Origin of the sequence: Specibacter sp. AOP5-B1-6 (genome assembly GCF_052376555.1) — a bacterium.
In the GTDB taxonomy this organism is placed as follows: domain Bacteria; phylum Actinomycetota; class Actinomycetes; order Actinomycetales; family Micrococcaceae; genus Specibacter.
In genome coordinates this window covers 1-17436 of the sequence record NZ_JBQSVT010000060.1, presented here as the reverse complement: position 1 = coordinate 17436, position 17436 = coordinate 1, and the positions used below count along the sequence as shown (strand labels likewise).

Sequence of the window (17436 nt, the reverse complement as noted above, 5' to 3'; positions counted from 1 at the left end):
CTCCGCGGACAAAGAGTGCATCTAGCTGCACTTAATGTAACTAGATGCAACGCTTGTCCGATGGATGAAAAACATGACCAGGCAGCCAGCTCCGGTGAAGTGACGCGGGCGCAGGCGGTGAAACTGCTCGCCTCGATCCCGGCCCCGCCCAAGCGGCAGTTGAAATGGCGGGATCGCCTTTTTGCGGCCATTGCCATCGTCATGGGGATGTTCTCGGGATTGCTTGCGCTGTCCGGGCATCCCTGGTGGGCTGTCATTCCCGGGGCGGCAGCGATCGCAGCCTCCAATTTCTGGATCACGGATCGGAGAGCCCGCCCCAACGAACCCCGCATCAAGGCTGGAGTCATCGCAACCATCGTGTTTACCACGTGGTTGACGCTGCCCATCTGGCGGGGGATCACGCGCGGCGACACGGTACCGTTTCCGGAAGCGTGGACTCTTGCCGGTCTGCCCCCGCGGCATGGCTGGGTTTTTACCTGGTTCTGTTCTTCCGCCGGGGTAGGAAGCAATGAGGTACCAGGACCTGGATCCCCATCTGCTTGCGCCCAAGCGATTCGTCACGCTGGCGCACCTGCATCAGGTGGAACAGGCGGACCACCCAGCGCTGCAGGATTCGTGACCTGGAGGAGCGCGGCATGGTCGAGGTCAGCAAGGAGCGCAAGAACCGATATGGCCACTCGCTGGTGAGGCTGAGCGGTGACGGCGAGAAGCGGTTCAAGCAACTCCTGAAGAACCTCAACCGAACCATCAACCAGTAAAGCGGGACTTCCACGAAGCACCGGGGCACGACGGCGTCACGCACCTGCCGGCCCGTCTCACCACCGGATCTCACCACTGGATGCGGTGGAAATCCTGCAACATTTTGTCGCCCCGTGCCGGATTCAGCGCCGCTACCCAGGAGATGCGTCCCAGCAGGTGGCCTCTGAAATCAGGGTGCCCATTCCAGTCTTGCGATTCCGGGCCGTGCACGCGGCAGTTGTGGATGATGGCCTTCAAGCGGTCAAAGTCGGGGCGGGGAACATTGGTGCGCTCGTTGACCACCACCGAGGTCACGCTTTGGCGGATACCGGCCGGGCGCACCCGGGATTTCAGCCGGTTGACGCTGTGTCCCGCATCCTCAACGATGGCCGTGGCTGCACGCACGAACGCATCCGCTCGCCGCGCCAGGTCGCGGCCGCCGCTGAAGGCGAGGTCATCGGCATACCGGGTGTAGCCGCCGTCGAACGTTTCAGCAAGGCCCGCAAGGCGCGAATCCAGCCGACGCAGCGAGAGATTGGCGACCATTGGGGAGGTGGGCGCCCCTTGGGGAAGATGGGGGATCGAGAGCGCCTGTCGCAGCGCGAACCGTTCGGCCGGATCACCACCGGGAGGCATCAGGGACAACACACGTGGCGGAACCACATGCGTGACGATGCCCGTGAGCCGGTGCGCCACCGCCTCCGTAAAACCGGATTGCCGCAGCGTGCCGAACACGCGCCCGGCGGTGACCTTGGCAAAGAAGGACACCAAATCGAGGTTCACCACCACGTCCTGCCCGGTGTGCCGTGCCGCTCCCGTGACGGCGCTGCGCCCCGGCACGAATCCGTGCGCCGCATCATGAAGTTCCAGCGGGTACAGCAATTCGCGCAGGACGGTGCGTTGGATGGAGCGCAGTCGCGGAGCCGGAATCTCCAACAGCCGGGGGAGCCTGCCCCGGCGCGTCCGCCACTCGTAGCGGTAATGCTGCAAGGTGCGCGAAGAACAGCGATTCCAGTGCTGCGTGTCGGCAAACCATTCCAGTTCCCCGCTGCTCAGGTGCAGCCGGGAGGCAAGATCCGCCAGCGTCTCGATCCGGGGCGCACCCTGCACGAGGTTCTCGCGGGCCACGGCCGAAGCGAGCACATAATTAGCCAGACGGATCGGCTTGCGCTGTTGGGCCGCCTTGGCGAGCGCATCCACAAACGGCTCGCACGCCAGGACCATCGCGGCGAGTTCGCGTGGCGCATCGACCGGCGGCCGGGGATACCCCCGCAGAACGTGGGCGGCCAGCGGTCCCAGCCAACGCCGTCGTGCACCCAAAACGTGGGCACCGGCATCCAAGAGGAACGGCTTGGTCCATTGCGGGCAACCGAGAAAAGCCTGTGCAAGCGTCGAGGCAATGGCGGAGGATGACGGGCGGGGCGTGCGCTTCAGGGTTGCTGAGGCGGCAGTTAAAGAGGCGGCGGGCCCGCCGCCGGGCCCGGTGGTCATGGCTGCGATGGCTTCCCCAATGACCTGGCTGTCTGTGCGGGTGCGCAGCTGCGCGGAGCGCAGTGACGCACCTGCGGTGCATGAATCAGGCAATACTGCGTACCCCGGGGTAGCCCCGGGGAGGGATGCGCGCCAAGGGACGCCTCCCGCCTCATCGAAGAAACCATCGCATCCAGCCATGCTAACCGAAGCTTCTACGGCCCGACGCGTTTATGAAGCACCTGTCAACAGGGCTGCCGGGGGCCCGCTGCGAGCTCACGGAGTGCGGGAGGCAGCGAACGGGGAGGTCACCTTTCAGGGAAAAGCGACCTCCCGCCGTCGTTCTTCCGGCAAGGAACTGGTGACAGTTCCGGCTAGTTCGCCCAGAACGGGTAGTCGGTGTACCCGGCGGCGCCCTCGGTGTAGAAGGTGCGGTGGTCCGGCTCGTTCAGTGGCAGGTCCTCGGCCCAGCGGCGGACCAGGTCGGGGTTGGCGATTGCGGGCCGGCCCACCACGACGGCGTCCGCCCAGGCTGCCGTGGCCTGGGCGTCGGCCAGCGTGGTGATGGTTTCAAAGCCGGTGTTCAACAGCACCGGGCCGCCGAAGCAGGTGCGCAGGGTCTGGACCAGGTGGCCGGCCGGGTCCTTGTGCAGCACGCTCAGCCCGGCGAGGCCGAGCGGCGCGATGCCGTCCACCAGGGCCGTGTAGGTGGCCTCGATGTCGGCCGGGTCGGTCTCCAGTGCGCCCTGAACGTTGTGCTCGGGAGAGATGCGCAGCCACGTCTTGCCGGCGCCGATGGCCCGGGCCACGGCCGTAACGGTCTCGACGACGAAGCGGGCACGGTTTTCGGGGCTGCCGCCATGGGCGTCGCTGCGCTGGTTGGCGCTCGGGGCCAGGAATTCGTGCAGCAGGTAGCCGTTGGCGCCGTGCAGCTCCACGCCGTCAAAACCGGCGGCCATGGCGTTGCGGGAACCCTGCACAAATTCGTCGATGATGCCGGGGAGCTCTTCGGCGGTCAGCGCGTGCGGGACGGGGAAGGGCTGTTTGCCCTCGTAAGTGCGTGTCATGCCGTCAATCGCGATGGCGCTGGGGGCGAGGACTGTGCGTCCGCCGTTCGTATCCGGGTGGGTGACCCGGCCGGAGTGCATGACCTGGGCGATGATGCGGCCGCCGTCGGCGTGCACGGCGTCGGTGACACGCTTCCAGCCCGCAATCTGCTCATCGGTCACCAGTCCCGGCTGGCGGACGAAGGCTTGCCCGGCGAAGCTGGGGTAGACGCCCTCGCTGGTCAGCAGGCCCATGGACGCGCGCTGCCGGTAGTACTCGACGACGAGGTCCCCGGGGACGCCATCGAGTCCGGACCGGGAGCGGGTGAGCGGGGCCATGACCACGCGGTTGGGAAGTTCGAGGCCGCCGAGGGTCACGGGCGAAAACAGGTTCAAGGACATCTCCAAAGTTCAGCTGACGGGGTACTTCGGGCACAACCGGCAACGCGCTGCCTGCTATTCCCGGGTGTGCGGCACGGCACTGCCGGCAAACACGACGCCGAGCCGGTTTCAGTCGTTTTCAGGCGTCTTCGTGCGGGGGAGGAAGCTCCTCCAGCAAGTGGAGCTGGTCGGCGGTGTCGATGTCCGCGCCGTCCGCATACGGGCTGAAGTCCACCAGGTCAACGACGTCCGGGTGCGCAGCCAGGTAGGCCCGCCCGCCGGAGTCTCCCGTGGCCATGGCGGCAGCCGCGGCGGCGTGTTTCGGGGAAAACAGCACCGGATTGCCGCGCCGCAGATCACTCTGTCCGGGTGCCCCGTGACCTGAGCGGTAGGCGGCGGCGGTGATCCGGCCGGGCCGGTGCAGGGCCAGAAGTATTTCCACGAGTGCGTGGTTCATGCCCGGCTGGTCGACCAGCGCCACCAGCACCGGTCCCGCGCCGGCGGCGGCAATCCCCGCAGCGAAAGAGGTGCCCATGCCTTCACGCCAGCGCGGGTTTTCCACCACTGTGCACCCGGGCGGCAGCGGCGTTTGGCGAACTTCCGCCGCGCCGGCCCCGATGACCACGACCACTTTCCCACAACCTCCCTGCAGGAGCTGGGTTGCGGCGTGGTGCACAAGAGTGCGCCCGTGGAAGGGCAGAAGCGCCTTCGGCCCGAGCCCCAGGCGGGTTCCGGCTCCGGCGGCGAGCAGCACCGCCGTCGTGCCCGTCATGGCCTGCGCTCAGACATGCTGGTCCACGATAACCGGGTTGCCGTCCGCGTCCAGGAAACAGGCCGGCGCTGAGCCGTTATTTAATGGATCGCACCTCGGTGAATGACTCCATCCCCTGTCGGTGTCTTCGCCGAGTTCCATTGCACGCTCCATTTCTGCGGTTCAGTTCCCTTGATCGTAGCGGCACCTGCTCGCCGGCACCCGCCCACCTGCGCCCGCTGCCGGCGTCCCGCTCTGGAGACATTGCCGCCGCGGGTGCATGATGGAGCTAGGCGAACGCGCGCAGTACCTCCAATGAACCTGTTCGCCCGCCGGCCGTCCGCCGGCCCCGGACCAAGGAGCTGACTTGTCATGGACATGATGGGACTGGTTGTCGTCATTGCAGTCATTGTGGTTGTCACGATCATTATGGGCCTGATTGCCACACACGGAACGTATAAGAAGCCAAGCCACTAAACGGGAGCGGCCCGCCCGGGTGCATGACGCGGGACGCTCTGGCTTCCCGTTGCCCGGGGCCCGACGCCGTAGTTTCAGTGCGCTTTTGCGCTTAGTTGCCGCGGGGTGCCTCAGGAGAAAATTGGCGCCAATCCAGTGGTTTGCTCCACAACCACGTGTTCATCGCGACCTCGGGCGTTGGGCCCCGCCAAAAACAGGACTCTGCCCATCCGATGCACGCCAGCCATCGCTGGTGACACGCCGCTTCCCGCCCGTCTGCAGCAGCCTTTGAGCAGAGGGCCGGGTGCATGACGCATGGCGGCGGCGCGGGTCATCGTATTAAGCGCTTAATCAGATAAGATTGAGCACTGTACAACCACGTCCATTGCCGTTCCCGCCTGTCCGATTTTGCCTCATTCCCAACTCGTCACAAGGAAACCATGTCGCGGCCAACCATGCGCCAGATTGCCGAGGTCACCGGGCTGTCCGAAGCAGCTGTCTCCTTTGCCCTCAATGGCAAGGCAGGAGTCTCCTCAGCAACCGTCGAACGTGTTCATGCGGCTGCAGCAAAGCTTGGCTGGCGCCGCAATGTTGCTGCCGCGGCGCTCTCGGGGGACCGGGCAGGAGCACTCGGGCTGGTACTGGCCCGCGGCAATGACGGGCTCGACAACGATTCTTTTTTTCTGCGGCTCATTGCCGGCATTGAGTCGGTGATCAACACAGATTCTCAGGCGCTCGTGCTGCAGATTGTCCAGACTGTGGACCAGGAACAGGAAACCTATCAACGCTGGTGGTCCGAACGACGTGTCGACGGCGTGTTTGTTGTTGATCCCCGGGTGGAGGACCCCCGGCCCCGGCAGCTGAGGGAACTTGGCCTGCCTGCCTTGGCCATCGGCGGTACCCCGGAGTTTGGCCTGCCGTTTGTGGGTGTCGACGACGCTGCGGCCATGACCGTTCTGGTGCAGCACCTCGCGGAGCAGGGCCACAAGCACATTGCCCATGTGGCGGGCATCAACGATCTCTTGCACACCCGACGCCGCGTCGAGGCATTTGCCATCGCCGCCGACAGGCATGGGATCCGGGCGCACAGCAGCTACCTGACGGACTACTCCCAGCTTTCGGGAGTGGAGGCGACTGAGGAAATCCTGGGGCTGCCCGACCCGCCCACGGCCGTCATTTATGACAACGAGGTGTTGGCGCTGGCCGGTCTTGCGACCTTCAACAGCCACCGTGTGGAGGTCCCAGGCGACATGGCGGTCGTTGCATGGGAGGACAACATCATTTGGACGGCAATCCGGCCACAGTTGACAGCGTTGCGGCGGGATCCCGGTGTCATGGGTGTTGAGTCGGCCCGCAGCCTGCTGGAATTAATTGCGGGCAGGGTTCCCAAGGACGTCCAAATTCCGGTCCCGGAACTGATCGTGCGGAACTCGACAGTGGCGGAACCTCACACCGGCAGGTAGCTCAGGTGTCCAGGCAGGGGCGATCGCCTGTGTCCGGCGGTGAAGTGCCGATTGCACCGAACAAACCGCGGAACTCCGCGTAGCCCTCGAAGGGTTTGGGTGAGCCCCACAACTGTTGGGCCAAGGAACGGAACCAGTCGATTGCCTGCTCCGCCACCTGCTCCTCGGTCATGGCCGAGGGGTCATCGCACCAGATGGACATCACTGCGCCGGCGACTGGAATGGCCGGATCCAGGTCGTCATCCAACGAACCGGCCGAGCCCATGAAACGGTGTGGGTGCCATAGTTCGTACACCCCTTGTGCCGACTTCCGGCCGGTCACCGCGGGCTTATCCTCGGCTGACAGCAGGAAATACAGATGGTCGCCGTTTCGATTGACCAGGCGATGGCCCGCCTCGTACAGTGCGCCAGCGCTTGGTTGGCTGGCATTCCAGCGGATCCAAACGTCGACGTCGATGGTCCAGTCAAGCCGGACGCCGCCAATCCCGGGATGGATGTGGTCATTCCAGACCCGCACCTGTTTTCCGTTTTCCCGCAGCAGGGTGTTGAGCTCATTGAGGTACAGCACATAGCCGTCCAGCGGCGTGGATGTCATGGAACCGGTCTCCTGCTCCGCCCATGCAGCCAAGCCGGGGAAGCGCAGCGGGTTGCGGTGCTCCTCCGGTTCCCACGGGGCGGCAAAGAATTCGTCACCGCCCAGGTGGAAATACGGTCCCGGAAAATGGTCCGCCCATTCAAGCACGACGTCGGCCACCAATGATCGAGCCGCAGCGTCGGCGACATTCAACTTGTCTGCCGCAACGGCCCCGTGGCGGTCGGTGAGGGCCAGCCCGGGGTGCTGGGACACAATTGATGCGGCATGGGAGGGGGTGTCGAACTCGGGCACCACCGTCACATGGTGGGTTGCAGCCACGGCCAGGATCTCCTCCAAGTCCGAGTAACTCAGGTGCCTTTCACTGACGATTTTCGGGTGGCTGGTGCACTCCAGGCCGACACCGGCATTGTCACTTAGATGCAGGTGCAGGAGATTCAGCTTCAGCCACCCCATGTCGGCAATCAGCCGTTTCAGCCACGCCGGAGTGAAATACTTGCGGCCCACATCCACCATCACGCCGCGCTGTGCAAAGGCAGGCCAGTCAGTGATGGTGCCGGTGACGGCACCGCCGCGGCGCAAAAGTTGCAGCAACGTGCGGGTGCCGTAGTAGGCGCCAGCCGGTGCCGGTGCGGTGATGGTCAGGACTTCCCCCGCCGTGATCCGGTAGGACTCAGCCTGCTGCTCCGGCGTGAGTTGAACACCATCGAGAGTACAAAGCTCCAGGAGAATGTCGCCCGGTTCAGAGCTGCCACCACTGCCCCCGTCCAGGGACGGGATGTGCACCGCACCCAGCTCCCCGGACACACCCAGATCCGAGGCCAATTGCGCAGCCAATTGGCCCAACAAGGACACATCCTGTTCCTGCACGACCACACGCGGGCGGGACGGCAGCACCCAGGAGGTGACGCCGTCGTCCATCCACCGCTGCACGGCAGGGATGGTTTGTGGCCCCATTATCGGCTCCGCCCGGTCTTGGCCGCGATGTCGGGACGTTCCTGCCAAGGGTGTGGTCCGGCAGGCGGGCGGAAGTCAACGCCGGCGGCCGTGAGGCGGTCAAGGTGGGCGCCGTCCAGACGCGCCACGAAGTCCGCGTAGTCCCGGTGCCGGCTCCACGCCAGCTCGGCGAAGGCGCAGAGGCGCGGGTAGGTGTTGTAGTCGCGGATCTCGCGCGTGTCCAGGTACTCCGTCCAGAGCTGCGCCTGGATGCCCGTGATGGCGGCGCCTCCGGCTTCGGCGGCGGCCAAAACGCGCGGTTCCAACGGTTCGAATCCGTACAGCTTCTCCGTGGACAACAGCGGCTCGCAGCCGCTGGGCTCCCGTGGATCGTTGTTTTCCCGGTAGTCCAGGTACAGGTGCGAATAGCAGGAAATGGTGGTGTCGTGGCCGGCGGCAAGGCTGGACACCACGGTGTCCAGCCCGCCCCACGCGTTGACTACGGCGGTCTGCGGCAGGGCCGGGCTGACGGCCTCGTGCCATACGCCGGCGCGGCGGCCATTGGCTGCCAAGTGCGCTGCGAGCTGGCCCAGGAACCAGCCGTGCAGCTGTTCCACGGACGCCAGGCCCAGGTCCGCCGCACGCTGCCGCACGGTCTCCGAGGAGTGCCAGCGATCGTATGGGACTTCGTCGCCGCCAAGGTGAATGACGGGCGCGTCAAAGACGTCCATGACAGTGTCGAGCACGGTGCGGAAGAACTTCAGCGTGTGCTCGGAGGGGTCAAGGATGCAGTCGTTCACGCCCCAGCCGGTCCACACCTCCACGAAGGGCGCGCCCACGCCCAGCTGCGGGTACGCGGCAATGGCTGCGACCGAGTGCCCGGGCAGGTCGATCTCCGGAATGATCGTTACGCCGCGTTCCTTCGCGAATGCCACGGCCTCGCGCAGGTCCTCCAGTGAGTAGCAGCCGCCGTGCGGGCGCCCCGTCATGAACCGGGCGTCCCCGGTGTGGACCGCCATGGTGTCCCTGCGCCACGAACCAATTTCCTGCAGGCGCGGAAACGCAGGAATTTCCATGCGCCAGCCCTGGTCGTCCGTGAGGTGCAGGTGCAGGGCGTTGAGCTTGTGCGCGGCAGCCAGGTCGATGAACCGCAGCAGCTCGTCCTTGGGCATGAAGTGCCGCGCCACGTCCAGGTGCACGCCGCGGAAAGCGAAGCGCGGCTGGTCCGTGATGCTCACGTGGGGAAGTTCGACGCCGGCCCCCCTCTCGGGTGCCGGACTGAACCCGCGCCTGCCAACAAGCTGGCGCAGCGTCTGCGCGGCGTTGATGGCGCCCGCCGCCCCGGCCGCCTCGACGGTGATGCCCGCCGCGCTGACGTCCAGTTTGTAGGCGCCGTCCGCCAGGCTCGTGTCCTCAGCGATGTGCAGCCACGCCCGGTCGCCGCCGGGAGTGTTCGCGGGGACTGGCTGGATGCGGGCATCCAGCCAATCCTCCAGCGCTCGTGCCAGCCAGCCGCTCAACGGTGTGAACGACGACAAACTGACAATGTCTGGGACGGTGGTGAATCCATCGTGCTCCACCACCGAGGCTGGTGCCGGGACCAAGTTCAATTCGCTCATGCCTGAACCTGCCCTGTCCAGATGTTGGCGTCGCTTTCGACGGGTGCAGCATTGGCGGCGGCGGCTGGGATGGCACCAACGTGGGCGGTCGAGACTACGTTGGTGATGCCGCGTGCCGCCAGGTAGGCTGCGTCCGTCAGTCTGGATTCGCGGACCAGCGTGGGATTCTCGCCGCGGGCGGTCAGCTCCAGCCAGGCGGCAAACACCTCACCGGACGGATCTGTGACTGAACGGCCAATTCCGGTGGCTTCGTCGCCGGCGTCGAATGCCAGGGCGGTGCTGCGTTGCCTCAGCGGGGTCGGGTTGCGTTTCTCCTCGGCGATGATTTCTGCCAAGCGCCGCCCCGCGGGTTTCACCGTCCGGTCCGAGTCCAGCAGGCCCAAGGTGTATTCCAGTTCCGGGAAATCGGCCAGCTTGCGGCTGACATCATGTGAGCACCACCAGGTGACACCCCACAGGTTGGGCGTGTCCATGGAGGGGCGCAGGCTCTGTTCCAGAAAGTCCGCTGCCCCGTCCATGGCCACGGCCGGGTGCGGGGCACCAATCTCCTGCAGCCACACCGGCCGGTCTGCCGACTCTGCCCACGACTCGGCAAGCTGCACCAGGTAGTCCGCAAACAACGTGCGGGCCGGGTGCCCCGCAGGGAAGAGCCGAGCCACGGAGGTGAACACCCAGGAGTGAACTGCGGTGGAATTTCCCAGTGAGGCTGCCTGGCGCGGCGTCACGGGGGCCGAATCGATAAACCAGACGTTGTCGTCGAAACTGTGCTGGTGCATGCCCTCCGGCCACACCTTCTGCACTGCTGTGAGAAGCGTGTTGATCCACTCACCCATTTGTGCAGGCGTGGTTGTCTGCTTGTCCGGGTGGCGTTCAACCGCAAACTGGTTGGTCTCATTGCCCAAGGTCATGCCCAGCACGTTGGGCCGCGAGGTGACCTCGGCGGCCAGTGCCGTGACAAGCTCAACTTCGGCAGCAATCACGTCCGGGTCGGTGAAAATGTTGCGCCGGTGCCAGCTGGTGACCCACGACGGCAGGAAGTCGTAACTGGACAGATGGCCCTGCAGCCCGTCCACCGAAACGTCCAGGCCGAATTCGGCGGCCACATCAACCACCTTGCCCACATCGGCAATGCCGGCGGGACGGATCAGGGAGCGGTTTGGTTGCAGGAGCGGCCACAGCGGAAATATGCGCACATGGTCCAGGCCAATCGAAGCAATCGACTCCAGATCCGCCTTTACGGCGTCAAGGCTGAAATCCTGCCAGGAGTGGAACCAGCCCTCGCTCGGCGTGTAGTTCACCCCCCAGCGCAGTGGTTGCCTGCGGATCGGGGAAAAGCTGTTCACTTGGTGCCTTTCTTCAAACGCAGGGTGACAATCTGGAATGGCCTCAGCGCCACCGTCACGCCCCCGGTCGTGCCCGCCATGATTTCCGTCCCTTCCATGCTCCGTGCTGCGGTGAGGGCGCCTGATGAGTATGGCTGCTCCAGCAAGTTGTTCTCGGCGGCGGAAACCAACTCGAAGGAGGTGCCCAGTGTTACCGTGGCGCGGGCGCCAAGGGGCTCATACAGGCGCACGATGACATCGCCGCTGTGGTCGTCGGCGAGCTTCACGGCCTCGATCAGGGCTGCGGGGGAGCTGGTGGTGACCAGCGGCGCCACCATGGTGCCAGGGAGGGAGCGGGGCGGGAGGTTGAGTGCGTAGCCGGCTGCCACGGCGTCGGAAACGTCAGCGCCCACGACGAAGGCGTATTTGAACTGGTGGTTGCCCTGGTCGGTTTCCGGATCCGGAAACTTGGGTCCGCGCAGCAGCGACAGGCGCACCGTGGTGTAGCTGGAACCATCGCCGCCCATGTGGCGGGAAATGTCATGGCCGTAAGTGGAATCGTTGATCACAGCGGCGCCGAAACCTGGCTCGCTGACGTGGACCCAGCGGTGCGCACAGACCTCAAAGCGGGCGCTGTCCCAGGACGTGTTTTCATGCGTGGGGCGGGTGATGTGGCCGTATTGGGTCTCAAAGCGGGCCGAGTCGGCGTGTACGTCGATGGGGAATGACGCCTTCAAGAGAGTTTCCTGTTCATGCCAGTCGATGTTGTTGTGCACGGTGACCTGCTTGGAATCCGGGGCGATCCGCACTTCCTGGACGACCTTGGAATTGCGGAACGAGCGCGCAATGGTAATCACCACGGTACCGTCCGCTTCGGTGGCTGTCTCCAGTGAATCCAGTTCGCGGATGTCCGTGACGGTGTTCTTGTAGAACTCGTCAATGTCCCATGCGTCCCACATGTTCGGGAAGTCCGCGTGCAGCTGCAGCAGGTTCGCGCCCTGTCCGGCCGGCACCACCTCGCGGCCGGCAGCCACGTCAACCATGGAGGTGATGACGCCGTCCGCACCGAGCGTCACATTGATCAGGCCGTTGTGCACAACCATGTCGCCGCTGCCACCGGCGTCGCGCCGCACCGTTACCCCCGCCGTGGCCAGTGCCGGGGCGGACGCACTGAAGGGGGCAATGCCGTTGCGGGGGAAGGGGGAACCGTTAAAGACGACGGCGGCCGGGCCGGTCGGGACCTGGCCCCCGATCCCCGGCTGCTCCGTGGCCGTCGTGGCCCCACACCCGGTCTCCGCAAGCGCCGACTGTGCGCGGGTGATCACCATATCCAGGTCGACCGCGATTTCTGCGTAGCGTTCGGCGGCTTCGCGGTGCACCCAGGCGATGGAGGAACCTGGCAGGATGTCGTGGAATTGGTGGAGCAGGACCAGCTTCCAGATGCGGTCCAGTTCCTCATACGGGTAGTCGATGAGGCCTCGTACGGCTGCCGTGGCGCTCCACAGTTCCGCCTCACGCAGGAGGTGTTCGCTGCGGCGGTTCCCCTGCTTCGTCAGCGCCTGCGAGGTGTAGGTGCCGCGGTGCAGCTCGAGGTACAGTTCACCCTTCCACACAGGGGCGTTGGAGTACTCCGCCTCGGCAGCGGTGAAGAATTCCTGTGGCGTCTGGATGGTGACCTTGGGAGATCCCTCCAGGTTCTTAGTGCGTTTCGCCCGGGCCAGCATTTCCCGTGTGGGCCCGCCGCCGCCGTCGCCCCAGCCGAACGGGACCAGGGAGTGGTTGGAGGCGCCCTTGTCGCGGAAGTTGCGCACGGCATGCGCCAGTTCCGCACCGGACAGTTGAGAGTTGTAGGTGTCGGCGGGCGGGAAGTGGGTGAATACCCGGGTGCCGTCGATCCCTTCCCAGTTGAAGGTGTGATGCGGGAACTTGTTGACAGTGTTCCAGGATATTTTCTGCGTCAGGAACCATTTTGCACCGGCCAATTTGACGATCTGGGGAAGCGCGGCGGAGTAGCCGAAGGAGTCGGGCAGCCACACTTCCTGGCACTGGATGCCGAAGTTTTCGCGGAAGAAGCGCTGGCCATAGGTGAATTGCCGGGCCATGGCTTCAGAGCCCACCATGTTGGTGTCTGATTCCACCCACATGCCGCCCACCGGGATGAACCGCCCGTCTTTCACGGCGGCCTTGACCTTGGCGAAGACCTCGGGGCGTTGTTCCTTGATCCATTCGTACTGCTGGGCTGAGGACATGGCGAACTGGAATTCGGGATGCTCGTCCAAAAGATTAACGACATTGGAGCTGGTGCGGGCCACCTTGCGCACCGTCTCGCGCAAGGGCCACAGCCAGGCGGAGTCGATATGGGCATGGCCAATGGCTGTCAGCAGGTGGGCGCTGGCGTTGGCCGACTGCGCCAACACTTTTTCCAGTTTTTGGCGGGCCGACGCAGCCGTGCCGGCAACGTCGGTGAGGGAAACGGCGTCGAGCGCGTGTTCCAAGGCGTACAGGATGTCCCAGCGGCGCGGGTCTCCGAGGTCAAGCTCGGCCTGGAGCTGGTGCAGAACTTCCAGATCCTGAACCAGCTCCCACACGCCGGTGTTGAAAATGTTAATGTCTGCCCGGGCCATCGTGTAGCGGGGTGCAGGGCCGGCCGTGGACTTTTCGCCAAGTTCGGTGGGGTCAAATGGGTTGTAGTCCAGGATCAACGGATTGGCAGCGGCTTCGAGGAAAAAGTCAATCGTCTCCCCGCCGACGGCGCTCTTGGAGACCGGAAGCCACTGATTGAACGGGTTCAGGGCCTTGATGACGCTGCCGTCGGGGTTGTAGGCCAAGCCTTCGGCCTGGAATCCGGGGGAGTGGGTCTCCCATCCGAGGTCTATCACCAACTCCACGTTCTTGCCGGCAGCCCCAGCCGGAACGGTGCCGGTCACGTGGATCCAGCTTGTGCCCCAAGCCGGACCCCAAACCTGGCCCACGGCAAAGGGCTGGTACGCGTTGGTGGTGGGGAACCCGCCGGCCTGGGTGGCGTCGTGGTCCGCATGGGCTCTGGCGAAGGCCACCGCCGGTGACACGGGTTCGCCCTGGCCGCCGTCAACATGCCAGGCAGTCATCTGCAGACCAGCAACGGGTGTGTGAACGGCGGGAAGAATCCGTTCCTTCAGGACTCGGACCAGGCGGTTCTCGATCAAACTGTGGTTGTTATGCATTCAGATACTTTCAGCAGGTGGTGGGTGCAGGCAGGGAGCAAGGGTCAGCCCTTGAGGGCTCCCTCGCCGATGCCTTTGAAGAATTGTTTTTGCAGGATCAGGAACAAGACCATAAGCGGGATGACGGCGATCATGGTTCCTGCGGCGACGACCCGGGGATCTTGGTTGAACGTGCTTTGCAGGTAGTTCAGGCCAACGGTCAGGGTATACATGTCTGTGTCGGTAAGGACCAGCAGTGGCCAGAGAAAGTCGTCCCAGCTGCCGATAAAGGCCATCAGACCGACGACGGCCAGGGTGCCTTTGACCGAAGGAAGGCCGATGCGCCAGAACCTCTGCCAAGCGTTGGCACCGTCGATGATGGCGGCTTCGTCAATCTCATGGGGGAGCGCAAGGAACGCGTTCCGCATCAACAGGACGTTGAGGGCGCCGATGCAGCCCGGCAGGAAGACACCGGCAAGCGTGTTGGCCAGACCCAGGCCGTTCATCAATTGCAGCAGCGAGATGATTGATGCTTCGCCGGGAATCAGGAGCGCCGCAATGAAGATCGTGAAGGCCAATGACTTCCCCCGGAATTTCAGCCGTGCAAGGGCGTAGCCGGCCATCGATGCGCCAATGATGTTGATGCCGACGTTGAAGACGGCAACAAGTGTGGAGTTCAGCGTGAATTTGAGGATGGGGATGATCTCGGAAACACGGACATAGTTGTCCCAGTTGGCGTCAACGGGCAGCCACCTGGGTGGCATGGAGTACAGGTCGTCGCCAATGCCTTTGATGGATGTCAGGAATTGCCAGGCGAACGGCCCGATCATGATGGCCACGACTCCCAAAAGCAGCAGATAGCGGAGAACCAGGGGTGTCAGCCGGATTCGGTGACCTTCCTTGGTTTCATACGACCATGGCCGGCCCGCGCGTAGTTTGGCCTGCTTGTCAGATTTCACTGGCTTGTCAGTGACTGAGGTGCTCATCAGCCCTCCTTGGAACTGGTGAGTTTGAGATTCAAGGCCAGCAGGCCCAGCGTCAAGACAAAGAGCACCACCGAAACGGCCGATGAGTAGCCCAGTTGGGCGGACAACCCGGTCCCTGACGATTGGATCAGTGTCACCAAGGTGGTGTCCTGCCCGCCCGGCCCGGACGTGGGACCTGCCAACAGATAGACCTCAGAGAAGACCCTAAACGCTGACACCGAAGAAATGATGCCGACCAAAATCATCGTTGTGCGCATGGCAGGCATGGTCACGTAGCGAAAGCGGCGGAAAGAACCGGCACCATCCATCTGCGCCGCTTCGTGAAGTTCGCTGGGGACATTGCTTAGGACAGCAAGGTAGACAACCATGTAGTAGCCAAGACCCTTCCAAATCGTCACCACCATGGCACACATGAGTATCAGCCAGTGATTGGACAAGAAAGGGATGGGGCCGGTGATCACATTCATTGATTGCAGCATGCCGTTGATGAGGCCGCGGTCGTTGAACATCCATTGCCAAATGATGACGACGACCACCATGGAGGCAACCACCGGGGTGTAGATGGCCGTCCTGATAATCCCTATGCCAGGAATCGTGCGCTGGACAAGGAGCGCCAACAGCAGCGGAATCACCACCATAAAGGGAACAACGCAGACTACGTAGAGCAGGCTGTTTCGGAACGCCACCCAAAAGAGCGGGTCAGCAAAAACGTTCGCATAATTGGCCAGGCCCACGAACTCGCCATTGTCGAACGGCCTGGCGTTGGTGAACGAGTTGAAGACGGTGCGAAGAAATGGATAAAAGCCGAACAGCAATGTGATGACAAGCCCGGGGCCGAGAAACAGCCACGGGGACACATTGCCGTTCAACGAAACTTGCCGTCCCGCTTTCCGGCCAGGCGGCGTATTTGTGACCTGTGTGGGGTTGGCCGCAATCTCCGGCTGTGCGGTGTGTGTCTCGACGGTCACGGCTGTTCCTAGGCCATCAGCTGGTTGCACTTGGACACGGAGTTGTCGAGTGCGTCCTTTGCCGACTGCTTGCCAAGGACGGCATCGGAAATTTGCTGCTGCACAAATGTTGCCATGGGATCCGTGTACTGCACGGGATGGAACGTCTCAGCTGTCTTGAGCTGCTTTGCAGATGCGACGCGGAGGGAGGTGTTTTGTGTGCCGTCTTCCTTGCTGAAGAACGGGTCATCAAGACTGCCTGCGCTGGAGGGAAAAATGTTCACCACCTTGGCAAATCCCATTTGGTTCTCGGCGTTGGTCACAAACTTCGCGAACGCGGCCGCCGTCGGCAGGTTCTTGCTCTTGGCCGATACGGAGAGGTCCTGAACCGACATGACGTATTTGCTGATGCTGGTGAAGGCAGATCCGATCCCCAGGTTCTTGGCGAGCTCTGGAGCGTTCTTTTCAAAGTTTTGCAGGTCATAGGCGCTGCCGGCATTCATGGCGATCTGACCGCTCATGAAGGCTTCGCCCACGCCTGTATATTTCATGCTCAAGCCCGCCGGAAGGATCCCCTTGGCATCGAATGCAGACTTGTAGGACTCGATCAACTTTGCCGCCTTGTCCGTGTTGAACGTAAAGGCTGTGGCATCGGCGTTCATCAGATCGATCCCGGCAACACCGAAGTCGGACAATTCGGGAAGGTTGCCCCACATGTAGAACTTGCCGTTGACGTTCTTCCCGAGTGTGGTGGCTTGGCTGAGCATTTCCTCGTAACTCGCCGGCGGGTTTTCTGCATCAAGCCCAGCCTCCGTGAACAGCTTCTTGTTGTAGAAGTTGGGTCCCGTGTTCAGCTACCACGGGTAGCTGAAGGCTCCTTCCGGGCTGGCGTATCGGCCGGCATCCCACGAGCCCGGGAGATACAACTTCGCGGCATCAGGATCGGCCGTGGTGAGATTGAGGAGAGCTCCTGCCTGGGCCAGCGGGTAGGCCAAGTCGGGTGCCATGTTCACCACATCCGGCAGAGAGTTGGACGTCACCTGGGACTGGAGCTTTGACGCGTAGTTGTCCGCCGGCTGGTCCATCCACTTGACCGTCGTGCCGGGGTTTGCGGCTTCGAAGTCTTTGATGACCTTGGTGAAGTAGTCGGAGAAGCCTGCCTTGAGGTTCCAGGTCTGAAAGGTGATTTCACCCTTGATGTCACCACTGATTGACTGTGCTGTGGACGTGGCGGTTTTTGACCCGCAAGCACTGAGGGCGAACGTTCCCAGGGCCAGTGATGCGACCAATACGCTTCGTCGGGAGGGTGTCGAATTTACCTGCATCGTAGCTCCTTTGCTGATGACCGGCCAGGATATGCTGCACATCACTTAGCCGCTTAAGTACTGGAGTCAATAGAACCACTAATGCGCTTAAGTAACCAGTGTTTCGCTAAATATTAATTTGAGCCTCCGCCCAGGGGTCTCAGGCCCCATCGCGGATGCAACTGTTTCCGGGCGGTGCCCATCATCAGGTCACATTCCTTTCTCCCTGTAGGAGCAAGGTGG

The 17436-nt window shown here is 63.4% G+C and carries 11 protein-coding genes and 1 pseudogene; 2 read left to right on the top strand and 10 right to left on the bottom strand.

What is annotated here, in order from left to right; all coding sequences use genetic code 11:
- Positions 1–635: 635 nt before the first annotated feature.
- On the top strand, positions 636–758 hold the full coding sequence (locus ACT3TS_RS18550; protein ID WP_444533007.1) for a hypothetical protein: 123 nt from the start codon (positions 636–638) through the stop codon (positions 756–758).
- Between the two features lie 70 nt (positions 759–828).
- Here ACT3TS_RS18550 and ACT3TS_RS18545 read toward each other — a convergent pair whose 3' ends face one another.
- The 3 genes from ACT3TS_RS18545 to ACT3TS_RS18535 all read right to left on the bottom strand — a co-directional run bounded on the left by ACT3TS_RS18545 (position 829) and on the right by ACT3TS_RS18535 (position 4407).
- Positions 829–2322 carry a reverse transcriptase family protein gene (locus ACT3TS_RS18545; protein ID WP_444533006.1) on the bottom strand — a complete coding sequence of 498 codons (1494 nt, stop codon included), beginning with the start codon at positions 2320–2322 and terminating at the stop codon, positions 829–831.
- 260 nt (positions 2323–2582) lie between these two features.
- The gene (locus ACT3TS_RS18540; RefSeq protein WP_444533005.1) at positions 2583–3656 is read right to left on the bottom strand and encodes an alkene reductase; all 1074 of its coding nucleotides are present in this window, start codon (positions 3654–3656) and stop codon (positions 2583–2585) included.
- Positions 3657–3774: 118 nt separating this feature from the next.
- Positions 3775–4407 carry a nucleotidyltransferase family protein gene (locus ACT3TS_RS18535; protein WP_444533004.1) on the bottom strand — a complete coding sequence of 211 codons (633 nt, stop codon included), beginning with the start codon at positions 4405–4407 and terminating at the stop codon, positions 3775–3777.
- An 875-nt stretch (positions 4408–5282) separates the two neighbouring features.
- On the opposite strand from ACT3TS_RS18535, the gene ACT3TS_RS18530 reads away from it, so the two are divergent.
- Positions 5283–6305 (top strand): LacI family DNA-binding transcriptional regulator, encoded by a 1023-nt coding sequence (locus ACT3TS_RS18530; RefSeq protein ID WP_444533003.1) that lies wholly within the window; start codon positions 5283–5285, stop codon positions 6303–6305.
- Between the two features lies 1 nt (position 6306).
- Here ACT3TS_RS18530 and ACT3TS_RS18525 read toward each other — a convergent pair whose 3' ends face one another.
- The 7 genes and pseudogenes from ACT3TS_RS18525 to ACT3TS_RS18495 all read right to left on the bottom strand — a co-directional run bounded on the left by ACT3TS_RS18525 (position 6307) and on the right by ACT3TS_RS18495 (position 17214).
- Positions 6307–7854: a family 20 glycosylhydrolase gene (locus tag ACT3TS_RS18525; RefSeq protein ID WP_444533002.1), complete on the bottom strand. Its 1548-nt coding sequence runs from the start codon at positions 7852–7854 to the stop codon at positions 6307–6309.
- Entirely contained in the window at positions 7854–9452 is a 1599-nt protein-coding gene (locus tag ACT3TS_RS18520) for a beta-N-acetylhexosaminidase (RefSeq protein ID WP_444533001.1), read from the bottom strand. The genes ACT3TS_RS18525 and ACT3TS_RS18520 overlap by 1 nt, the downstream gene beginning before the upstream one ends.
- Complete coding sequence (locus ACT3TS_RS18515; RefSeq protein ID WP_444533000.1) at positions 9449–10795, bottom strand: glycoside hydrolase 5 family protein; 1347 nt, start codon at positions 10793–10795, stop codon at positions 9449–9451. Before ACT3TS_RS18515 ends, ACT3TS_RS18520 begins: the two co-directional genes overlap by 4 nt.
- Positions 10792–13977: an alpha-mannosidase gene (locus ACT3TS_RS18510; RefSeq protein ID WP_444532999.1), complete on the bottom strand. Its 3186-nt coding sequence runs from the start codon at positions 13975–13977 to the stop codon at positions 10792–10794. The genes ACT3TS_RS18515 and ACT3TS_RS18510 overlap by 4 nt, the downstream gene beginning before the upstream one ends.
- Before the next feature lie 44 nt (positions 13978–14021).
- Positions 14022–14942: a carbohydrate ABC transporter permease gene (locus tag ACT3TS_RS18505; RefSeq protein WP_444532998.1), complete on the bottom strand. Its 921-nt coding sequence runs from the start codon at positions 14940–14942 to the stop codon at positions 14022–14024.
- Entirely contained in the window at positions 14942–15910 is a 969-nt protein-coding gene (locus ACT3TS_RS18500) for a carbohydrate ABC transporter permease (RefSeq protein ID WP_444532997.1), read from the bottom strand. Before ACT3TS_RS18500 ends, ACT3TS_RS18505 begins: the two co-directional genes overlap by 1 nt.
- An 8-nt stretch (positions 15911–15918) precedes the next feature.
- Positions 15919–17214: pseudogene (locus tag ACT3TS_RS18495) on the bottom strand (extracellular solute-binding protein).
- Positions 17215–17436 lie beyond the last annotated feature (222 nt).